The organism is Tunturiibacter psychrotolerans (assembly GCF_051013365.1).
GTDB lineage: Bacteria > Acidobacteriota > Terriglobia > Terriglobales > Acidobacteriaceae > Edaphobacter > Edaphobacter psychrotolerans_A.
On sequence record NZ_CP132941.1, the window covers coordinates 4,792,038 to 4,813,059 of the forward strand.

General features: G+C 56.8%; 14 protein-coding genes. 8 read left to right on the forward strand and 6 right to left on the reverse strand.

Annotation, left to right across the window (positions count from 1 at the left end; genetic code table 11):
• Positions 1 to 4 precede the first annotated feature (4 nt).
• The 4 genes from mobF (at position 5) to RBB76_RS20320 (ending at position 6,401) form a co-directional block, all read left to right on the forward strand.
• Complete coding sequence (gene mobF, locus RBB76_RS20305; protein WP_429629521.1) at positions 5 to 3,634, forward strand: MobF family relaxase; 3,630 nt, start codon at positions 5 to 7, stop codon at positions 3,632 to 3,634.
• Between the two features lie 323 nt (positions 3,635 to 3,957).
• Positions 3,958 to 4,860 carry a hypothetical protein gene (locus RBB76_RS20310; RefSeq protein ID WP_429629522.1) on the forward strand — a complete coding sequence of 301 codons (903 nt, stop codon included), beginning with the start codon at positions 3,958 to 3,960 and terminating at the stop codon, positions 4,858 to 4,860.
• Between the two features lie 45 nt (positions 4,861 to 4,905).
• Positions 4,906 to 5,892 carry a hypothetical protein gene (locus tag RBB76_RS20315; protein ID WP_429629523.1) on the forward strand — a complete coding sequence of 329 codons (987 nt, stop codon included), beginning with the start codon at positions 4,906 to 4,908 and terminating at the stop codon, positions 5,890 to 5,892.
• 2 nt (positions 5,893 to 5,894) lie between these two features.
• Complete coding sequence (locus tag RBB76_RS20320; RefSeq protein ID WP_429629524.1) at positions 5,895 to 6,401, forward strand: hypothetical protein; 507 nt, start codon at positions 5,895 to 5,897, stop codon at positions 6,399 to 6,401.
• A 100-nt stretch (positions 6,402 to 6,501) separates the two neighbouring features.
• On the opposite strand, the gene RBB76_RS20325 is transcribed toward RBB76_RS20320, so the two are convergent.
• Both RBB76_RS20325 and RBB76_RS20330 read right to left on the reverse strand, forming a co-directional pair.
• On the reverse strand, positions 6,502 to 7,170 hold the full coding sequence (locus RBB76_RS20325; protein ID WP_429629525.1) for a hypothetical protein: 669 nt from the start codon (positions 7,168 to 7,170) through the stop codon (positions 6,502 to 6,504).
• 65 nt (positions 7,171 to 7,235) lie between these two features.
• Positions 7,236 to 12,368 carry a hypothetical protein gene (locus tag RBB76_RS20330; protein WP_429629526.1) on the reverse strand — a complete coding sequence of 1,711 codons (5,133 nt, stop codon included), beginning with the start codon at positions 12,366 to 12,368 and terminating at the stop codon, positions 7,236 to 7,238.
• A gap of 467 nt (positions 12,369 to 12,835) precedes the next feature.
• Here RBB76_RS20330 and RBB76_RS20335 point away from each other — a divergent pair, with 467 nt between their 5' ends.
• The 4 genes from RBB76_RS20335 (at position 12,836) to RBB76_RS20350 (ending at position 17,780) form a co-directional block, all read left to right on the forward strand.
• The gene (locus RBB76_RS20335) at positions 12,836 to 13,969 is read left to right on the forward strand and encodes a hypothetical protein (protein WP_429629527.1); all 1,134 of its coding nucleotides are present in this window, start codon (positions 12,836 to 12,838) and stop codon (positions 13,967 to 13,969) included.
• A 717-nt stretch (positions 13,970 to 14,686) separates the two neighbouring features.
• Positions 14,687 to 15,598 (forward strand): ArdC family protein, encoded by a 912-nt coding sequence (locus RBB76_RS20340; RefSeq protein ID WP_429629528.1) that lies wholly within the window; start codon positions 14,687 to 14,689, stop codon positions 15,596 to 15,598.
• Positions 15,598 to 16,014 carry a DUF6908 domain-containing protein gene (locus RBB76_RS20345; protein ID WP_429629529.1) on the forward strand — a complete coding sequence of 139 codons (417 nt, stop codon included), beginning with the start codon at positions 15,598 to 15,600 and terminating at the stop codon, positions 16,012 to 16,014. The genes RBB76_RS20340 and RBB76_RS20345 overlap by 1 nt, the downstream gene beginning before the upstream one ends.
• A gap of 80 nt (positions 16,015 to 16,094) precedes the next feature.
• Positions 16,095 to 17,780 carry a ParB/RepB/Spo0J family partition protein gene (locus RBB76_RS20350; RefSeq protein WP_429629530.1) on the forward strand — a complete coding sequence of 562 codons (1,686 nt, stop codon included), beginning with the start codon at positions 16,095 to 16,097 and terminating at the stop codon, positions 17,778 to 17,780.
• A 554-nt stretch (positions 17,781 to 18,334) separates the two neighbouring features.
• Here the strand turns inward: RBB76_RS20350 and RBB76_RS20355 are convergent.
• The 4 genes from RBB76_RS20355 to RBB76_RS20370 all read right to left on the reverse strand — a co-directional run bounded on the left by RBB76_RS20355 (position 18,335) and on the right by RBB76_RS20370 (position 21,003).
• A complete protein-coding gene (locus RBB76_RS20355) occupies positions 18,335 to 19,072 on the reverse strand; it encodes a cation:proton antiporter domain-containing protein (RefSeq protein WP_429629531.1) in 738 nt (245 codons plus the stop codon).
• Positions 19,069 to 19,608, reverse strand: coding sequence for a cation:proton antiporter domain-containing protein (locus RBB76_RS20360; RefSeq protein ID WP_429629532.1), 540 nt, complete (start codon positions 19,606 to 19,608; stop codon positions 19,069 to 19,071). Before RBB76_RS20360 ends, RBB76_RS20355 begins: the two co-directional genes overlap by 4 nt.
• Positions 19,609 to 19,652: 44 nt before the next feature.
• Positions 19,653 to 20,426 (reverse strand): sensor histidine kinase, encoded by a 774-nt coding sequence (locus RBB76_RS20365; protein WP_429629533.1) that lies wholly within the window; start codon positions 20,424 to 20,426, stop codon positions 19,653 to 19,655.
• Between the two features lie 190 nt (positions 20,427 to 20,616).
• Positions 20,617 to 21,003: a hypothetical protein gene (locus RBB76_RS20370; RefSeq protein ID WP_429629534.1), complete on the reverse strand. Its 387-nt coding sequence runs from the start codon at positions 21,001 to 21,003 to the stop codon at positions 20,617 to 20,619.
• Between the last annotated feature and the right edge of the window lie 19 nt (positions 21,004 to 21,022).

Below are 21,022 nucleotides of genomic sequence, written 5' to 3' on the forward strand. Positions count from 1 at the left end.
CCCGATGCTGACGATTTCGAAGGCTCTCAACGCCTCGCAGGCGGGCACATATCACACCAAGGATTTCGTGTCCGAGACACAGAGCTACTACGCGAAAGACGACGCGCTGCTGGGCGAGTGGCAGGGAGAGTTGGCCGATAGGCTGGGCCTCTCGGGAGCCGTTAGCAAAGCGGACTTCATGGCCCTTGCCAATGGCCAGCATCCACAAACCGGCGAGCAGATGGTGAAACATCGCATCGCCTCCGAACAGACCAACCCGGATGGTTCCATCACCAAGACAGTGGAGCACCGGGCTGGTTGGGACGCTACCTTTTCCGCGCCCAAGTCCGTATCCCTGACCGCCCTTGTGGGCGGTGACGAGCGAGTGCGTCTGGCTCACCGTGACGCGGTGACCGCCGCACTCTCTGAGCTGGAGCGGTACTCGCAGGCGCGGATCGGCGGCAACAACCCCGCCGAACAGACCGGACGGTTTGTCGCAGCCAAGTTCGAACACGACACCGCCCGCCCAGTGGACGGCTACGCCGCTCCCCAGCTCCACACCCATGCCGTTGTCTTCAACGTGACCGAACGGGAGGATGGGTCTACCCGTGCCCTTCAGGAGCGGGCTTTTTTTGAGAGCCAGAGCTACGCGACGGCGGTCTACCAATCGCACCTGACGTACAAGCTACGCGAGCTGGGCTATGAGCTGGAGCGTGGGCGTTCCGGCGCCCCCGAGATCAAAGGCTACTCGCAGGAGTACCTGGATGCGTCAAGCCCACGTTCCGAGAAGATCAGGGAGCATCTGGAGCGGAACGGGTTTAGGGGACCGGAGGCTGCGGAGATCGCCGCACACGCCACCCGCGAGAAAAAACAAGACCTCACCAAAGAGCAGGTCTTGCAGGCACACCGGGAGGTCGCCGCCGAGTTCGGTAACGAGGCCAGCCGGGTAGTCGAAGAGGCCCGCCAGCGGTCCTTCGAGCAGGGTGTCCGCCAGCCGTCGCTAGTCCGCGCACAGGAGGCGATGACCTTCGCCCGCGATCATTTGTTCGAGCGCGAGGCCGTTGCCGACGAGCGGGCGATCATGACCGCGGCGCTTCGGCGCGGCATGGGCGAGGCGACCTTTTCCGAGGTCCGCAATGAGTTCTCGGCACGCCGTGAGCAGGGCCAGTTTCAAAGTGTCGGCCAGCGGACCTATGACTCCGCGCAGCGATACACGACGCCCGAAACGCTCGCCGCAGAGCGTACCAATATCCAACAGGTTCGGGAAGGCAGACACGCCCTTGCGCCTATGATGACGGAGCGCGAAGCCTTCGCCCAGGCTGATAGCCGGAGTTTTCTAAATGACTCTCAGCGCCGCGTTATTCGTGAGGTTCTGACCTCGACGGACCGCGTTCACGGGCTTCAGGGGCTGGCCGGTTCAGGCAAGACCGCGAGCCTTCAAACCATCCGCGAAGGCGCGGAGGCAAAAGGCTACAAGGTGGAGGGTTTTGCGCCTACGTCCCGCGCTGCTGGCCAGCTCCGCGAGGCCGGAATTGAGGCGAGCACCTTACAGAGCTTCCTCGCCCGCAAGGTCGAGGACACGCCGGGGCAGCGCCACCTCTACATGCTGGACGAATCCTCGCTCGCATCTTCAAAGCAAATGCGGGATTTTCTTCAGAAGGTCTCGCCCGAGGACCGGGTTCTGGTCATTGGTGACGTCCGCCAGCATCAGGGCGTGGAGGCCGGCAAGCCGTTCGAGCAAATGCAGCAGGCCGGGATGCAGACCTCGCAGCTGGATCAGATCATGCGCCAGAAGGATGCGAAGCTGCTGAAAGCGGTCCAGCACCTTGCCACCGGAGAGACAGAGAAGGGCGTCGACTTGCTGGCCCAGCAGGGCCGCGTGACCGAGATAAAGAACGGCGTGGATCGTATCGCGGCCATCGCCAAGGACTATGCCGCCCAACCGGAAAATACCCTCGTCGTCTCCCCGGACAACCGAAGTCGCCAGCAGATCAACGAGGCCATCCGCGCCGAGCTGCAAAGCACCGGCCAACTCTCCGCGGACGGTCGCGCGTTCCAGACACTCGCGCATCGTTCCGACCTCACCGGCGCAGGCCGCACCTGGGCGGCGCTCTACAATCCCGGCGATGTGATCCGCTATGAGTCCGGTAGCAGCACTCTCGGCTTCGAGAGGAATTCTGAGGCCCGCGTGGTCGGCGTGGACGCCCGGACCAATATCCTTATTGTCCAGAAGCAGGACGGCGAACAGGTCTCCTATGATCCGAAGCGGCTCTATGGCGTGAACGTCTTTGAAGAGCAAAGCCGCGATTTCAGTTTGGGTGAGCGAGTCCAGTTCACCTCTGGGAACCGCGATCTTGGCATCGCCAACCGCGACCTCGGCACCATCACGGCCCTTGAGGAGCGTTCCATCACCATACGCATGGATGGCAAGAGTGGGCGCGAGGTGACCTTCGACCCCACCGAATTCCGGCAGCTCGACCATGGCTACGCTGTCACGTCCCACAGCTCGCAAGGACTCACCGCTGACCGTGTGATCGCCAATATCGACACCGACTCCAGCCGTTCGCTTATCAATGACCGGCTGGCCTATGTCGCCATCTCCCGCGCTGCGTACGATGCCCGCATTTACACCAATAACGCCGCCACCTTGGGCGAGCGGCTGGCGACCGATGTTTCGAAGAGCGCGGCTCTCGACCTCGACGATGTGCGGCAAGCGGTAGATATTTTCCGGCGCGCTGACCCTCAATCGGCAACTATGTTCCTGCGGGACACCAATCGTATCCAGGTCTATAGCGACCCGGAACACCGCATGGCTGCCGTGGCCCAAGAATACGTTTCCAAAGAAGACCGCGCCGTCATCTTCGCACCTGATAAGACGGAGCGTGAAGAGTTGACCCGGCTCATTCGTGCGGATCTTCGCGAGCGGGGGCGGTTGGGCGAAACTGTCAGCGCCAACGTCCTCACAGACAAACCCCTGTCAGACAAAGATGCAAAGATTGCCGCCAATTACGAAGTCGGCGACGTGATCCGCTATGGCAGCAAGGGCAGCGACGAGCTGGGCATCTCCCCGAACACCTATGGAACAGTGACCGGTTTAGACGCCGGGAGGAACCTCATCACCGTCACCGGAGCGGATGACAGCCCGCGCGTCTACAATCCTGCAACCGAGTGGCAGATGCGCCTTAAAGCGACCGTCTACAGACCCGAGGAGCGCGAGTTGGCCGAGGGAGAGCGCATCCGGCTCACCCGCTCCGAGTGGGATCAAGGTATCCGCGTCGGCAATCTTGCCACCATAGAGCAAACCCACGAAGACGGCGGCCTCTCTGTCAAAGTCGATTCGGGAACGAGTCTGCAGCTCACCCCCGAACAGGCGCAACATGTTGAGTATGGGTATGCCATCGAGTCGACCAAACGCATGGCTGTCGATCGTGTCATCCTAAGCGGCGAAGCCGCGCAGATCACCGCACAGTGGGAAGCCCTCTCCGAGCTTCCTACCAAGCTCCACGAGCTAACCGTGTACAGTTCGGACGGGTACCAGCCCGCGCCTGAGCTTGCCGTGCAGAAAGAGTTTGCCGGTCCGGTTGTAACGGAAATCGCCATGCCGGAGATCGACGCTCCTTCCATCGATTTCGAAGGATATGCCATCGAGCTTTAGCCGATTCGGTCAGCAGATCGTCCTCTAGTCCCGAGAACCTTCTGCAGTTTCAGGCCCGGAATCGCGGGTATGACTCGCAGCGCAGCGATTCGATTTGAGTTAGCGAACCGCAAACACAGGCGACGGCATCAGCGCATAATTGAAGTATGGCGAAGTGCCTATATTGCGCAGCGGTTGGTGAAACGGAAGAGCACGTGATCCCGGCAGCGTTCGGCGAGTTCCGATCTGCTCCCAAGGTGCCTATACCCTTATGCCCGAAATGCAATAACGAACGGCTCAATCATCTGGACCAGCAAGTTTCGCGATGCGGACCCGAAGGATTTATGCGGGAATTTTACGGCATTAAGGGCCGGGCGCATAAGACCAAGGTCAACCCTTTTGCACGGGGAAGCGCCGGTGGGAGCAGGCTGGAGTTTTCGACATTCGATCGTGAAGTGGGGGTGGAAGTCCACCTGGAAGCCGTGGATGGCGTTGTCACCCAGATGTGCGAGCTGATCCTCGTTGAAACCAGCATGGGGCGGGCGCATCATTTCCCTCTGTCGGAAACGACCACCGCTGATGAACTTCGCGGCGCGATTGCTCGGAAAAATGTTCCTGCACCCTATGACGTGCGCCTCTCCTGCCATCCGCATGAGCAAGAGTGGGTTGAGAAACTGCTACGCGAGCACTCACCCGGCATCGTGTTCTCCGAGCCGAAGCTCATGAGCCACATCATCGAGACGCCAGAGGTGAAATTCCAGTTGAGCGAGCGCTATTTCCGGGGAATCGCCAAGATCGGCTTTCACTATTTCTTGTCACAGTTCCCGGCCTATTCAGGCCATCACTCGATGTTTTCGGGCATCCGGTCGTTCATCTCTGAAGATACGAATGAGCCTGTGCGCCGAGTGAACGATTTCATTCAGCACCGTAACCATCCCCTGGTGTACCAAATGCTGAATGACGAGGCACGCCCCGACGGATGGAAGGCGCACATCCTTGCAGCCGAGGTAAAGCCGGGACTAGGCCAAGCTCACGTGCAAATATTCCTAACCCAGGAAAACCCGAACCTTATCTATACCGTGAAGTTGGCTCATGACCAATCCCTTGTTGAGCAAGAGGTTGCCGCGCACGCGTACCGCTATTTTCATGACGGTAAGCAAGGGTCGTTTTCAGGGGAAGCCAGCCCACTTCCAGCTATTCGCGTCGGCCAGGCATTCCCGCCCGCGACACCCGCAGTATCTCCATAGTGTCGTCGTGGACGCGATGACGAGTTCGCTCAGCAACGCGATAGCATGGATTCGCTGGAAATTCCACCAAATGATTGCGTGAATCCGCCAATGAGCTTCAGCATGAGAAACGTTAAGAGACTCGGTGACCAAGTGAGCGTGCCGATGCACAGCGACGAAGACGGTTATTTCGGACGTGAGTGCCCCGTCGAAGAGTGTCGCGGTTATTTCAAGGTCACGCCGGGAACAGGCGTCCAGGGTAGCCCCCTTTGCCACTGTCCGTATTGCGGCCATAGCGGAGACAACGGTACATTCTGGACTCAGGAGCAAATTGAGTATGCCCGTTCCTTTGTTCTCCGGCAGGTCACCGACGCTCTGCACAAAGACATGAAGTCTATGGAGTTCGACCATAAACTGCAAGGTGGGTTCGGAATCGGCATCAGCCTCAAGGTGACGCGAGGCGCGCCTCATCCGATCCAATACTACCGAGAGAAAGAGCTCGAGACTCATGTCGTCTGCGAGAGCTGCGCACTTCGCTTTGCAATCTACGGCGTCTTTGGCTGGTGTCCAGACTGCGGCAGCCATAATTCAGTTCAAATCCTGACAAAGAATTTTGAGCTTGCGCGGAAGGAGCTGAGCCTTGCTGAGACGGTTGAGTCAGATCTAGCGGATCACTTGATCGGTGACGCACTCGAAAATATCGTGTCAGCCTTTGACGGATTTGGCCGCGAGATCAGCCTGCGCAAAGGTTCTGAGATCAGATTTCAAAACCTTCCTGGTGCAAGGCGCAACGTGCAAGAGAAGTTCGGTTTCGATTTCGCTGACTCGCTCACAGCAGAAGAGTGGCAAGGAGTGTGCAGGGTTTTTCAAAAGCGTCATCTTCTAGCCCACAAGATGGGGGTGATTGACGAAGATTACGTTCAGAAAGCCTTCGACTCTTTGGCTATCGCCGGTCGGAAGGTGCAAGTTACCTCCGAAGAAGTTAACTACTCAATGCCCGTCATCGAGTCCCTTGGACGCAGGCTCTTTGCAGGCATCCTTCCACAGGAGTGAGAATGCAGCAGAGCACGATCACCTTCATCGTTGCTGGCATTGGTGTTGGTGGCGCACTTCTCACGTTTGTCCTTACGAAGAGCACTCAGGAGGCGCGCGCGCAGCGTGAAGAGCGGCGGCAAGAATACCGTGAGCTAGTAACCATCCTCACTAAATGCTACATGCGCATCGTATCGCCCTATGATCCGCCAATACCGGTCATCGATCCGGAGCTTCAACGCCAGATAACGGACGCGAAGCTCGAAGCGTTTCAGGTCCTTCAAGACCGCATTGTCATCGCGGATGAACTGGAGAACGCTGGAATTCTCGACACTTGGACTGAGGCAGTCGTCAGCCTTGAGCGGAACGCGGATTCGATAGCGTTTGCGAAGAAATTCAGGCCATTGCGTGAGCAGATAACCCGAATGGCAAACCGTCCCCCTCCGAAAGAGCATGGCCTCCGGCTGCTCTACACCCGACTACGGTATTTTCGAGAGATCCGGAGGTTCAAAGAGACAAATCGCTTGTGAGCAGGGTGGTGACACTCGACCCAGATTAATCGAGGCGCCATCCCACATTGCACTCAACCTGTTCAAGCGAAACGCCTGGCTGAACGCTTCACATATTTTCTCATCCGCCGTATCTCCCAGGCGCTTTGTGAGCTTGGCTCACATTGCCCCCTCTCCATCCTTCACCCACATACCAGATTTCCTGCAGCCCGCTGCGGTGAATCGCGTTAAGTGAGTCGGTGAGAGTCAGTTCAGCCTTGATCTTGGCGTTACTCAAACTCAATGCTTGGGGGATATAAAACTCCAGATATCCTCGGAGATGTTGTCCACGGGCTAACATGATCTCGCTCAGATGAGCCGCGAGATCGTCCGTCTGCATGTTCACCAAATTCTCGGTACCTGTGCTGGGATCTCTCATCGTCACCAAGTTAAATGGATCGACGCTCGTCCAACCTTGATCTCTTAGAACGCGACCGTCTTCGAGTATCAAGGTCACGGTGAAGTGCTTCACAGTCGCGGTACCGACCGAGCGGTTGATTACGGTTGTTTCGAGAAGAACAAATGGTCCTCCACCGCCAGTCCACCGGTAGCATCTACCCAGCTCGATGCTCAAGTCGGGCGTCGCGAGATATTCTTCGGCTGCCATACGTTGCTGTCTCTCACTCGCCCAGATGCGGTAGGTCGCCGTCAGAGCACAGATGGCAGCGAAGGACGCAAATGCGATACGCGCGTGGCTCGCGCTGTAGAACAAGGCTAGAAGCGCTGCGATCACTGAAAGAGACCCGGACATGAGCGACGCCGTGTCTTTCAACAATGCGCTCAAGAATGCCCGGATTGATGCGCGAGGAACCATAATTAACTACCACCTCTGTACAGCAAACGCTCCATCTCGTGTGCCTCATTGACACCAAGTCCCACGAGTCTACCGAGGAGACGGTCGACTCGAGATCGCACTGCTTCTGCATCGAAAGCTCTTGGGGCATCTTTTACAATCGCGGTAAGGACCGCACTGATGCGCCTTCCAACGCCCCATTCCACCCAAAACTGGTTGCTTTCGGGAAAACTGTCAATCCACTTCTCTGCACAGCCCACAACACAGGGTATTTGCTTCTCATGAGGTGCTACCTCGAAGAAGTTCAAGTATAGAAAAGTCACGAAAGGGGAACGGCAGACCACGATGAAGTCTTCGAGGAGTTGCAAGAAGGGGTCGGTGTGCGGGATGAGATTGGGGGGAACAAAGCATTTTGTGGGAGCAAATCCTCCGTTATAAATGTTGAAACACACCGCCGCGAAAGCGGGCGCGATATCAGACGTGACGCTTGTTTCCTCTCTGTCCTTGTTCCAAGAGAACATCCGTGTCGATTGCAGTTGTTCAATGACGAAAGCGCGAATTCGCGTCAGTTGATCTATAGACAGATTGTGAAAATCGAGGTATCCCACGTCGGCGCTGCGCAGAAACGGCGTCACCGTGTCCATCAGGGGTTCGTCCGGAAGCTCGCTGAAGAAATCGCGGAGTCGCTGTTCGAACGCTCCCTCTTCCATATGCCTCATACATCTGGCCGCAACTTCGAAGTAGACTGCGTTCCACTCGGAAGGACCTCGTTCGAATCGTTCTTTTTTGTCGCCGCCGTGTCCATTTGCCTGCTGTGTCCAAGGCAAATACGCTTCGACCATGTCAGTCAGCCATGAAGTCGGACTGCTATCGAGTAGTATGCGGCAGTGCCGAAGCCAAAGCGCAGCACGCTGATAATCGAAGCGGACATGCTTCAATGGTGGCTCGGCGGCTTCGGTGACCTCGGGCCTTTGGGTGCCCTTGGGTATCCTGAGTGGCGGTCTAAGTTTTGCACGCTTGATCGGAAGCGCTGGCCAAGTAGGTTCAATGCCCTGGCCATTCAGCCAGTCCAACTCATTCTTGACTCGTTCCGAAATTCGGGCTTCAAGGAGACTGTTCCGCAGGGCCTTATCCTTTTCCGAGGCATTCCATGGGTTATTAGGCCTAATCGCCCCCTCGAAAGCACACCGCATTATTGAGGCAACGAGTCTGACATCGACCTGCTGAATGAGGCGCAAGGTCGCACCATAGCCGTGCGCAGCTCCATAACCGGAAGCACATGAAAAGCGAAGCAATCGTTCCTCGTCTCCAGCAAGACGAGAGCGCTGGAGCAAAAGTACTTGCCCCACGAATGCAATGGCTGGAGGGTTGAATCTTAAGCCGTCACGATGCAAGAAGACAGGATCGACGGTGCCCTCGTAAACCCGCTCGAAGATGGCACGCACCCAAGAACCTTCCTCCTTCAGAAGCTCTATGGAAGCACCGCGTGCAAAGAGCGTCGCGGTAGAGACAACCGCTTCCGACATTGTCAGAAATTCGCCACCTGTGTCGTACTCCGGCCTATTGTCGAACACATCTTGATGCTTCTTCGCCCACTTCAGAGCCTGGGACAGAAACTCTTGGCTTGTATCCGGCTTCGCGAAAAGCTCGTTCAGAATCGCCATTCTGAGAGAGCTCTCCTCCATATGCGGCGCGGCTTGCTGTCGAATCGGCTCCATCTGATTCTCTTCGGACTCGGGTGCCTTGTATTGGAGCTGCCCTGTGAGTTTGCCGTCGGCCCCAATAACCTCCGTCCAGTTCTCTTTGTCCAGAAGATTGAGAGCGTGCAACGCCATCATCCGCGGATCTCCAAGATCAGAATGCTTCTCTGGCTTTCCCAAGCGTTCACTCGCGCTATGAAGGAGACCTTGAACATTCTCACGTCTCTCCGGCGGCCCGAAAGCAATCTGAGGCAGCAAGTCATAGAGACTCGCCTTCCTTGACGTTTTCTGCTTAAGACTTTCCAGAGTGGCCGGCCCCGCAGGCTCTTTCTGCAAGTCTTTCAGACCGAAGTAATCCGGAAACTCAACGTTTTCGCGTCCTGGGCGTCCGATCTCCATGCAGAGCAACTCAGGACATCCGACAAATGGAAGTGCTGCGTCTGCGGATTGAGGCCAATGTGAGATCAGCATGTCCACTGCGATAAGCAGGACTGCCGTGGAACACGATGGTTCGTCCACAATATCGGACACTACAACTTCCACGCTGTCTCCGGCCTCAATCCTGCGGTGACCCCATGCCTCCAATGCCATTAGCGCCGACACAACCAGACTGGGAGCATTTCCATACTCACGCGACCACATGTAGAAAGCCGGCCACCCAAATGTTACCGACTTGCCTCCTCGAACGAGCACAACAGCCCGATCATCCGGTTCTTCGCCTCGTTCGAAGCGAACTGCGTATCGGACCATATCGCGCACGAGACGCAATCCTTCCTCTGGTGCATTAATCAACAAATTCAGGAAAGGCCCCTGAGATGGGCTCGATGGAAGAAACCTGATGTCGGCGTACTCGAAAGGACGGTCCGGCACCGCATCGTATCGATCTCGGCGCCGTCTAGGTTCCTGCTTGATGAAGGTGTCTATAGCAAAATCTACGAGATCCTTCGGGGCAGCCTGAGCAAGCGAACCCTTGAGCTTGAGGATTTCAATCCGCAACTCTTGGCTATTTTTCTTTCCTTTGAACGATTGGAGGTACCGCGCCGCAAGCTCGGGCGTGTGCTGGCAAAAGAAAAGGAAAGTTGTGCGGCACTCCTCTTCCATGATTTTGAGCAGGGACTTCTCAAGCTTTCCGGCGATGACACGCTCTGAGGATTCATACGGGTCGGCTTCGTAGTCAGCCTCGATTGATGTCAACCACCCGAACAGTGCCGGAAGAATCAGCTTCGTCAATCCGTCGCCACCGAGGGTTCCCATCGTATAAGCCCCGTAAAGTTTGACGACTTCGGGAAGTGCGCTCACGGGCATCTGTTCCGCCATGACGAGCGACCACATGACGAGATGGGCGGCCGAACTATTGCGTGGAACTTTCCAGCTATCGGGGATCTTGGTCACGTCGATGCTCGACCCCTGCAACCGCCGCGTTGCTGACTCAAACTCCACCGCCATCGTGTATCGCACTAATTCCTTAAAGAGAGCCGCATTGTCGGCCAGCATAAGAGGGCCGGCGAGCATCAAGAGCTTGGTTGCGTCTTCGGAGCGAATGAGAGCAAGCACGACCGCTCTGCGCCACGTTTCATGTGATCCATCGAGAGAAGCAACAAGTTGTCGCCAACGTTGCACTCCCTCAGGCGCATCAAGAGCCAGCCTAGCGGCCAGTTCTGCACCACGAGCAAGATCGGGAGAAGCTCGCTCCTTGAGATCCGGAACAGCAGCGAATCCTCGTTCTTCAAAAAAGAGATTCGCAAACGCCCACTCGCGCAGCACATCGTGCCCAAACGCGAGCTGATCCCGGCCAAACTCACGTATCGCTCCGCTCCTCTTCAGCGCGTCGATGACCTCCGCACTATACTTTGATCCATCGAATAATTCCGTGGATACAAGAGCGTGTCGTGCAAGTTTGATGAGGAGCCGAGAGCGATCACGAAGCTGCGTGTCTACTTTCCCGTCGGCAAGTTCCCACCATTTCCTTGCCATCTCGGCTTCCGTTGCTGGCCAAGCATCGTTGTCTCCTCCGGCGGCAAGTCGAGAAAGCCGGAAAAGGTTCCTTACAATCTGGCGTGCTGGGTGGTTCTCTGAAAGCAGCGAAGCGAGTCTTGGAGCACTGGAACGCAGCTCCTCCACTTCTTCGAGGCTGAGTTCGTCTAGGATCAGAGAAACCGGAGCACCTAGGCGAATTAACACGTCCTTCGGCAACCAAACCGGTTCGACTTTACCGAACTCAGGGCGCGCGGTAACGACCACTCGCATTGTAGGGTGTCGTGCGGCGAAGCTAACTAGATCGCCTACCGTCACTCGCTCTTCAGGGCTGTAAAAGTCAAGGTTGTCGATAAACAGAGCCTCCATTCCGCTGAGAGAAAGCTCGTTCATCAGATCATGGCCATCCCCGTCGTATCCTGTCAGGGCTTTGATTGCCATCCAACCTCGCCCAACCACGCGATTCGGGCTTAGAACCAAGGGCCGCGCTTGAACCGATGAGGCATCCGCAATCCTCCGAAGCAGTCCAGACTTGCCTACGCCTGCCTCGCCACGGATTTCAACGTAACGCGACGTTTCCATCGCTTCCTGAACTGCTGCGACCCGCGCTTGGCGCAGAAGACTCACGCCACCTACGTTTTCATCGAAGCCGGTGATAGCCAACTCCGTCTCTTCGAAGAGTGTCGCCAGGGCACGTCTGTTGGTTTTGCTTCCTGCGAGTTGAAACATATGCAGGTCGGCTGCCAGTTCTGGTCGGGTTTTGCTCCCGCCAACCTCAGCCAATGACTCGATCAAAGTAACCAGATGAGACCACAGTTTCGTAGCCTCCGCAGAACTGCCGCCCGCTAAAGCGCGGAAAGCACGCTCTCGCATCAATTCGGTTGTCGGAGCTGCGGGCGATTCAAAATCGAAGACGAGAATCTGTAGTCGTCTCAAGAGCTTCCATACTGCTTCATCGTCGTGGTCAAAACCGCCCGCTTCCAGATTCGCCCGAAAAACTGAGACGAAATTCCGCATGGCGGGATTCGCTGTTCCAGTTCGGTTCAGTCGCTCATGGAAAATCTTCGCTCCTTCCAACTGTCTGGCCCAGCTCAGCACATCCTGATAGAAAGGTTCCGTGCTTTGCGTTGTCCGGGCAATCGCGATACCAAGTTGGCTAGACTGCGCCCAGAAACCTTCAACAGACGCCGCCGCGCCGATTTGTCTCACGACTTCACGAAATTCTCTATCGGAAGCGGTAAACGTCAGCGTCCGTTTCACCTGAATTTCCAAGGTCGCGGCACTACCAGCTTGGTGAACGCCCCGGATGACGATGTCATCTAGCGGATGACCCTCTTGACTTCGCTGGAGGCTCACTGATTCGATATGGCAGCCAGGCAAACCACGGGCGTCAACTTCTAGCAGCATCGAAAGAAGGTAGCTTGCGCCGACCTTTGCCTCAAAATGCGTCCCTGCACCACCGCTGGAGGCTGGATTCGTCATCTCGTATTCATCCCTGGACGTTGGATCTGAACTCGCCGCAAGAATCCATTAGACCCTATCGCAGGACTTTCCCGCACCCTTGCTGCTCGCTCGAAACGGGCCCTCACCTACAAATCGCGGATGCAGGAAGGATGCGTCGGATAATTGAAGGTGCGGGTTGTATTCCCCTCGGGAGAACCATGTCGTCTGACCTAAATAGCAAATTTAAAGGGATATGGCTGCGAGCGCTGAATCAGCCATCACTTGGAGACCTAACGCCGGAACTCGTAACGAATTGGGCTACCGAGAGAGGGCTAGCGAATCCGGTAGCGAGTCTGCGTGGAATCGGTCCGTTCCAGCCAACTCCGAGCATCGTGTTACAGGTCGATGGCGGAAAGGCCTGCTTTCCTACAGTGGGCTCGACAGGAGACGGAGCTTGGGACATCCGGCGGAGGGCAAAGGAGGATGAGGCGCTTCTATGGCGAAAGGTGGAATGGTTTGTTCCGCTATGGCTGCCGATGGGCAAGATACATGAACTGCTGTCCTCAGTCAGACATGCGACAGCTGACAGGGCGATAGAGCTTTTCGACTATCACACCTCAACCCTCTACACGCTTCCATTCCAAGCCGTATGTATTGCCCAAATCATGCCTCTCGCAAGGAGTCTGCAAGAGATTGTTCCGCTCGCGCGAGAAGCTTATCTGGGTGTCTACAGCGGATATAGAGCTTCGAGTATTGCCGCGCTGATCCCGGCGATAGAAGGAAGTCTGACCAGAATCGTTTCCGATCTGGACCCGGCTGCGTCTGCGGCGGATAAGATTGACCACGCCATAAACCAAGCCATCCGAACCGCCGCCGAACTCCACTTCGAGGGAATGTGGGTGGCGGATGATTACAAGACCGTCGACTATCTATTGGGACAAGACGAACGTGTCTTTGCCTTTGAGACTTTCCGCAGGTGGCTGAAGGACTTCTTCTTCTGTAAAACGACTTCGTATCGAGGCCTGACTTGGCTTAACAGACACATGTTTGCACATGGAACGGCCTCCTCATGGCAGCAGCCTGCCAATTTCACGCGTCTGTTAGTAGCACTTACCACTCTGGCGGCAATCGAATCATGGTATGACGCCAGCCATTCAGTCTCATTCTCGCTCCCCGCCATGAATGACGACAGTATGCTTCTCTGGCAGCAAGCTCTTTTTCAAGCTGACACGCAGATGAAGCTGAAGCTGATAGAACAAGACCGCTACCAGAAGTATGGTCGGTTGGTTCCAGAAATGCCGACCGATAATGGTGTCACACTTCGTTCCGCCCTACTCTCGGAAGAGTGTATGAATGACTTGGTCCGACCACTTCGCGACGCCGGTTGGAGCGTCGCAGTAGCTGAACCAGATGATGAGGCTCTGTATATGACGGTAATAGCCACTCACGGAGAGATCCGTTTCGGCGTGGCTCTCCTCTACAGTTGCGGGACTGACAACAGCATCTATCGGTTGCTCGCCGAGAAATGCGACGCGATTCTTTATCGGGGCGCACCATACCGCCAGGAATCTTACGCTTACGGCATTACTGTACATGTTGGCCCCGTCTTAGGCTGGCAGCCTCCCCGAGCACAGCATTGATATGAGCGCCTGAATCAGGGAAACAGCTGAATGGCTGTCGCCCTGAGTAGTGAATCGCCGCATTCCATTACGCGATGGGGTAATCATGATCCAGCAGTAATGCACTCGGCGCTTGTCAATCACCACCGCTGGCACAGATCAGGGCCGTGCACCACAGGAAGTCTTCGATTCCGAATCAAAGCGAGCGCAGTGTCAGGTAAGGTAGGGAAGCTTCGTGCGCCATAAGGCACACGTTCGGTTTGAAGGGGTTTCCACACCCCAGAACGGCGCGTCACCGTTCCTCATCCATCTTCGGTCATACGGCTGTGGATGGCAATGGCTGCCGGGTACCGATTTTCTCTTGAATTTGCGGGAGGAAGTCTCCTCCACGCTGCAGCCGCTTCGCATCTTCCGCTTCCACCTCTGCGGGCCTTTCCCGCCCGCAACGCCCACCCTATAAACGTCTGCTTCGCGATCAAGAACGGTGCTCAGACCGTGCGCTAAGGGGCTCCGCCCCGATCGCGCGGCGCAAGGGTATCCCCAATCTTCCGCGCTTCGCTTGTGCAGACCTCCGCTGCGCTCCGCCCTTTCCGCTCCAGCGTTCCGCTTCCTCTTCAAGGGTGGGGAGACCCCTCCCCTTGCGCCTTGCTACCCCCGCCTTCGCCAGGTGGCGTTCGGCATGTACATGCCGCGTTTCAACGCGGACGTGCAGCAGCCAAACCCAAGGAGGAAGCACCCATGAACACCACCAGCACCGTTACCGCCACCAGCGAAACCCCTAAACAGCCGCAGCAACGGCAGACCGCCAAAGACATCATTGCCGCCAACGTCAAGAGCCTTATCGAACAGCTTGAAGCTGGACACTCGGATGCACTCACCGCCTATCTGGACGCGATGAGCCGCTTTCACAACTACAGCTTCGGAAACATTCTGGAGATTGCACGGCAGCGACCGACCGCAACCCGCGTTGCTGGCCTATACGCATGGAACCAGCTAGGCCGCAAGGTGAAGAAAGGCGAGAAAGGGATTCGGATTCTCGCGCCCATCGTCGGCATCAAGCGCAAGAAGGACGTGGAAGCGGAGAAGGACATCACCAAGCAGAACACGCGCGTTTTGGTTGGCTTTCGCAATGCTTACGTCTTTGACGTGGAGCAGACCGAAGGCACAGAGCTTCCAACGCTACGGGAGATGACCGGCACGGTAGGCGAGAACCGCGACCGTCTCGTTTCGTTCATCAAGCATCAAGGTATCGAGCTTGTCTTTACCGAGAAGATCGCCCCTGCTTTGGGCATGAGCTATGGCGGAAAAATCGCCATTCTTCCCGGCCAGTCCGAGGCCGAGGAGTTCAGCACCCTTGTCCATGAACTCGCACACGAGATGTTGCACAAGGCCGAGCGCAGGACGACCACGACCAAGGTAGTGCGGGAGACGGAGGCCGAGGCCATCGCCTTTGTCATTGGCAAGGCCGTAGGACTTGAAACCGGAACGGCGAGCGCCGACTACATCAATCTCTATCATGGCAACGCCTCACTCTTGGCCGAGAGCTTGGAGGTTATCCAGCAGACCTCCGGCGTCATCCTCGCAGCCTTGCAGCCGCCCACCGCAGAACAGGCAGTGATGCCCGATGCAGAACTGGCGAAGGTGGCGTAATGCAGACCATTCTTCGCATCCTCAAACAGGCCGGAGGTTGGCACCACGGCCTGTACCTCAAGATCGAGAACCCGCCTTATATGGCGTTGGTCATCGAGGCCACCGACGAGTCCGGCCCATGCGGTCTACCTGCAATCTCTGTCTGTCACTACGGCGAACAGAATGGCGACCTCATGCGCGACCCGGAGATGTGTTTCGAGCTTGGATTCGCGGACGGGCCACACCTGAACGCCTTCTATTACCGGAACGACTATGTAGGCGTGGAGCAGTGGAGCCGCAATATCGTCCGCGACCACTACGTTTACCTCGTCAGCTTGCACCAGCAGCATGAGCGATTCGCCAAGGTGTGGGACAACAACCTGCGATTGCAGGGCTTCGCCGAAGCCTTTGAGCAGCAGCAGACCCCACGCGCCTAACCCTTTCCCGCCCGGAGCGGATGGGAAGCGCGTCCGCTCCAAAACACCCAACGCAGTGCAACCGTTCAAGGAGAGCAACCATGCAAGATAGCAGCGCATTCCAATTCCTCGCCATCGACACCATCCACGAGTCCACCACGAACCCCCGCCGCACGTTCGATGAAGGCAAGCTCAAGGAACTCGCCGAGTCAATCAAGCACAACGGCCTCATCCAACCCATCACAGTTCGACCCAACAACGAAGGCTTCGAGATCGTTGCGGGAGCAAGACGCTTCCGTGCAGCGCAGATCGCGGAGCTTTTCTCCATTCCCGCCCGTATCGTCGAGATCGACGACGCACAGGCTCTCGAATGGCAGCTAGTGGAGAACAGTCAGAGGGTAGACGTTCACCCTTACGAGGAGGGGCAGGGCTTCCAGCGTTTGCTCGACATCCCCGGCTACGACGTTGCCGCGTTGGTCGAGAAATCCGGCAAGAGCGCAAGCCACATCTACGCCCGTCTGTCCCTCTTACAACTCATCCCCACTGTGGCGGAGGCGTTCACCCAAGAACGGATTACCGCCAGCCACGCCAACCTCATCGCCCGTCTTCCCCAGGACGTACAGGCAAACGCCTACGAGCAGTGCTGGCGGAAGGACTGGCAGGACAAAGAGACGCATCTGTTACCCGCCAAGTACCTTGCCGCGTGGATACAGGCCAACCTCTATCTGTCTCTCGCGGATGCTCCGTTCGACCGCGAAGACCCAACTCTCAACCCCACCGCCGGAGCTTGCGTCACCTGCCCACGCCGCAGCGGATATAACACGTCACTTTTTTGTGACGTTCTGGGTGACCAATGCCTCGATTCAAGCTGCTACCACAGCAAGGTTGAGGCGTTCCTTGACCGGGAGATTGCAGCCCATCCCGGCCTCGTCCAGATCGAGAACGGCTGGCGCAATCCCAAAGAGCAGCGACCGGGAGCCGTCCAGCGCGGCCACGTTCGAGAGATCGAGTCAGTGATCGACAACCCGGACGCGGAACCAGTGATGCCGTGCGAAGCCGCCAAACCTGCCATCGTAGTTTACGGCAAGCAGCTTGGTCGCAAGCTCACCGTTTGCACGGACAAGCATTGCGCCGTGCACGACCCACAAGCCGCAGCCGATGCAGCCGCCCATCCCGTCCCGACGATGGCACCCGCGCCGGTGGCCGAGACGGAAGGGGAAGCAGCCAAACGCGAAGCCGACAATGAACAGCGCATGGCGGAGTACAACGCCGAGCAGGAGCGTAAAGAGGAGCAGCGCAAAGCGGAGTTCGAGCGACAGCAAAAGGAATATGAGGCCGAGCAAACCCGACACGAAAAGCTCCACAAGACGCGAGTTGCCACCTTCGAGCGCATTATCGAAGAAGCGTCACCATCGTTCAATCCAGCACAGATGCGCGTCTTCCTTCGCTTGCTCATCCACCTTGACTACAGCTTCCTTGAGGAAGTGGCGACTCACTTCGCAAACGGCGATGAGAACGTGCAACAGTCGGATGATGAGATCGTGTTGGCCGCATTGGACGTTACGGCAGACGAGAAACTAACCAGCCTCGCCCTGCGCCTCGTCCTCTCTGACCACATCGGAATCCCCCAACAGAACCAGCCGGACCTGCTTACAGAGGCCGAACAGGTGTTCGCACCGAAGAAGCCCAAGGCCGTGAAAGCCAAGGCCGAAGGTTCCAATAAGCCGAAGCCAACAGCCGTCAAGGGTTCACCGAAGAAGGAGACATCCCGAAAGAAAGCAGCTTAGACCTTTTCAATTCTGGCCCCGGATTCGTCCGGGACCGATTTTTGTCCCAACACGGCGAACAAACGCGCCGGGAGACACCCCTTCGGTTTCTCCCGGCCCCTCATCCCGCTTCGCTACCGGCCCCCGCTCGCCGGCTGCGCGGCAGGACGACGTTCCGAGGCTGTTACCAAACTCGCTGAAGCTTGCGCGGCAAGTGACAGCCGTTGAGGTGCGATGTGTGTATAGATTCTGAATTGGGCGTTCAGGACTTCTGGATCGACCCGATCAGGGACGGAACCCAGCAACCTGCACGATTCGTTTGAGGTAATAGGCCATTGTTGCAAGACCTATCTCGATCCGGGTACCCTTTAGGCCCCGTAAGAGCGCTACGTCGATGACAGACCTCTAGCGGCCCAACGGTTCGGGTCGGCTCTGCACTATATGTATACGGTTAAGAAGATCCGGCCAATCCATTTGTCAGCGACCCGAGCGACGGCTTTGGTTCCTAAAGCCGAGCGAGAAGCATCGTTACTTCCATTCACCGTCCGATTCGCAGTCTGAGCAGATCGTGATGTTCAGCACGAGACGTTGCCTAAACGTCCCTGCATTCGCCGCAGCATAGGTGAGATCGTCAGACCCTGAACCACAATAGAAAACACTACAGTGATGTAGGTCGCGGCCAACAGTAAGTTGCGTTCTCCCGCAGGCTCCTGCGGAAGCGATAGGGCAAGAGCAACTGCCAGCGCTCCTCGAAGCCCTCCCCAGGTCAGTACCGTCACATTGCCAGTCACTCTCTGACGACAAACGGCCAGTGTGCGGACCACCGCCGTTACGCTGGCGAAACGTGCAATGAGCACGATGGGAATTGCGATCAGACCACCTGTCAGCAGCGAGAAGCTGAGCGGAAGTATAAGTAGCTGTAATCCCAGCAGCAGAAAAAGTACGACATTCATAATGTCGTCAATCAATTCCCAGAACTTCTCAAGGTGGTCCCGCGTGGTTGGTGACATGGCGAAGCGTCGCGCGGTCCCGCTGACCATTAGCCCAGCGGCAACAGCCTCAAGAGGGGCCGAAAGATGGAGTTTGTCGGCCAGGACGTAACCTCCCATTGCCAGAGCAAGCGTGAGCATCACCTCTACCCGATAACTGTCGACCATTCGGATAAGTCTGTAGGTAAGGTATCCGAGGGCAACACCCATCGCGATTCCGCCCCCCGCCTCCAGGAGCAGCAGGGCGCCGAACGTCAGGGGGGAAGGCAGACTGCCGTGCCCGGAGCCCTTCACCGCCGTCCCTAAAAGTGCTAAGAAAATCACGGCGCCAACTCCGTCATTAAACAATGACTCACCCGCAAGCTGAATTTTGGTTCGGGCGGAGCGCCGACACGCTGAAGCATCTCCAGTACGGCAATGGGATCGGTGGGTGAAATCAAGGCTCCAAAGAGGAGAGCCTCAGTCCAACTGATCGGAATGCCAACCAGATGCAGAACCGTTTTGAAGAGGAATTCCACAATTACCGTCGAGAGCGCGGTCGCGAAAATTGAAAGGCTAAGCACGGAGACTCGTTCTCGTCCGAGCTGTTTGAGATCAAGCTGCAGCGCCCCGGCGAACAGGAGAAACGCCAGCATGCCGTGAAGAACTACTTGATTGAAATCAATCCCGCCCACCAACAGATGAGCGCTCGCCTGAAGTGCCGGAACAGTGTGGCTGCCCAAAATAAGGACACAGGCAGCGACCAACGACAAGATCATCGTTCCGATGCTCGTTGGTAAGCGAAGTACCCGATAACTGAGGAAGCTGAAAAGAGCACCGATTGAGACAAGTGCGCTAAGCAGCGCGAATGTAGGCATCATGTCGGCTATGCCTAGGATAGATGATTGGGAGGCAGCGACTCAGATTACCTCAGCGGTAATGAGATTTTGAATGCTGTACCGCTTTTACCTGGGCGGATGCTGCTGCGTACCCGAATCCGCCCATTGTGACGCTCAATAATGCGCTTCGATAGTGCCAAACCTAGACCGGTTCCTTTGTCTGCCTTCGTTGTGAAGAACGGTTGGAAAAGGGCATCTTGGTGCCGAATCTCAATTCCATGGCCGTTGTCGGCGATCACGAAGTCGATTTCATTCTTTCGCTTTCTTACCCGGAGTCGAAGGATACCCTCGGCCGGCAACGCCTCCAAGGCATTGACGATGAGATTCGAAACGACCTGAAGCATTTCACCAGTAAAGACCTCAGCCACTGCACCTTCGGGTAGGTCTTTCACAAGATGGATTCGCTTCTCCTCGATCACGCGCTGATGGATGCGGATCGCCGCTTCGGCGATAGCTACCAAGTCAACTGGACGAGGCTTGTCCGATCTCTGAGAAAACCCAAGCGTCTGCTTAGCAACGTGACTCAAGTTCTCCATCTGCTCCTCTGCCTGGAGCAAATACATCCGAACCTTGGCGGGGTCATCCGCTTCCTGGAGGGCCAGATAGGTCAAGTGTCCGAGAGCCTCCAAAGGATTCTTGACCTCGTGCATGACCTCTAGGGCGAGACGACCGGCAACTGCACGCTCTTCCGCTTTTCGCAGTGCCTCGGTTGCGACAGCCAAGTGCCCTTCGGAGACCCGAAGTGCTTCTTGTACTTCTTCAAGTTCTGTTGGGGTGTCCGGCCAGGTGTTCGAGCCCATCTCTGTCTCCAAAAGTGTTTGTTCTGGAGAGAACGCCTAGTTCGGCGTTGCGATCGGGGTATACCCACAGACCAGTGGACTCAGTCAGGTTGATGCACGAAGTCGTTAACTGTGATGCCATGAGTGCACACTATGTCGCCTATTGGGCATAAGGAGCACCGCCGATGCCTCGAAGTGACCGGAATCAACCTCAAATTGCAGCAGGAATGGTCTGAAAGAGCTTCTCCACCGTCTCCACAAGTCTTCGAGGACCATCGAAGGCGCTCAGAATAGCGTCGTGCGCACGCTCAGAGCAGGGGGTCATGCCCGCCGTCAGCACGAGACTTCGAATCACAGGACGTCTGCTCTCTGCTAATTCGAGTGCGGCTTCACACTTTTCGGACGAAAGGGTGTGGCAAAGGACAAGTAGTGAAATCTTCTGGCTGAGAATGATCCTCTCCACATCCGAGGCTTCGATAGCAGTTAAGACCGCATAGCCGGCCTTCTCCAGAACCATCGTGCGAGTGTTCAGCAAGAGTTGATCGCTGCCGTAAACGAGAATGCAGAAGGACATAGGTGATGCGGGTCCCGAGTTCACAGTGTTCTCCAGTCGCTCG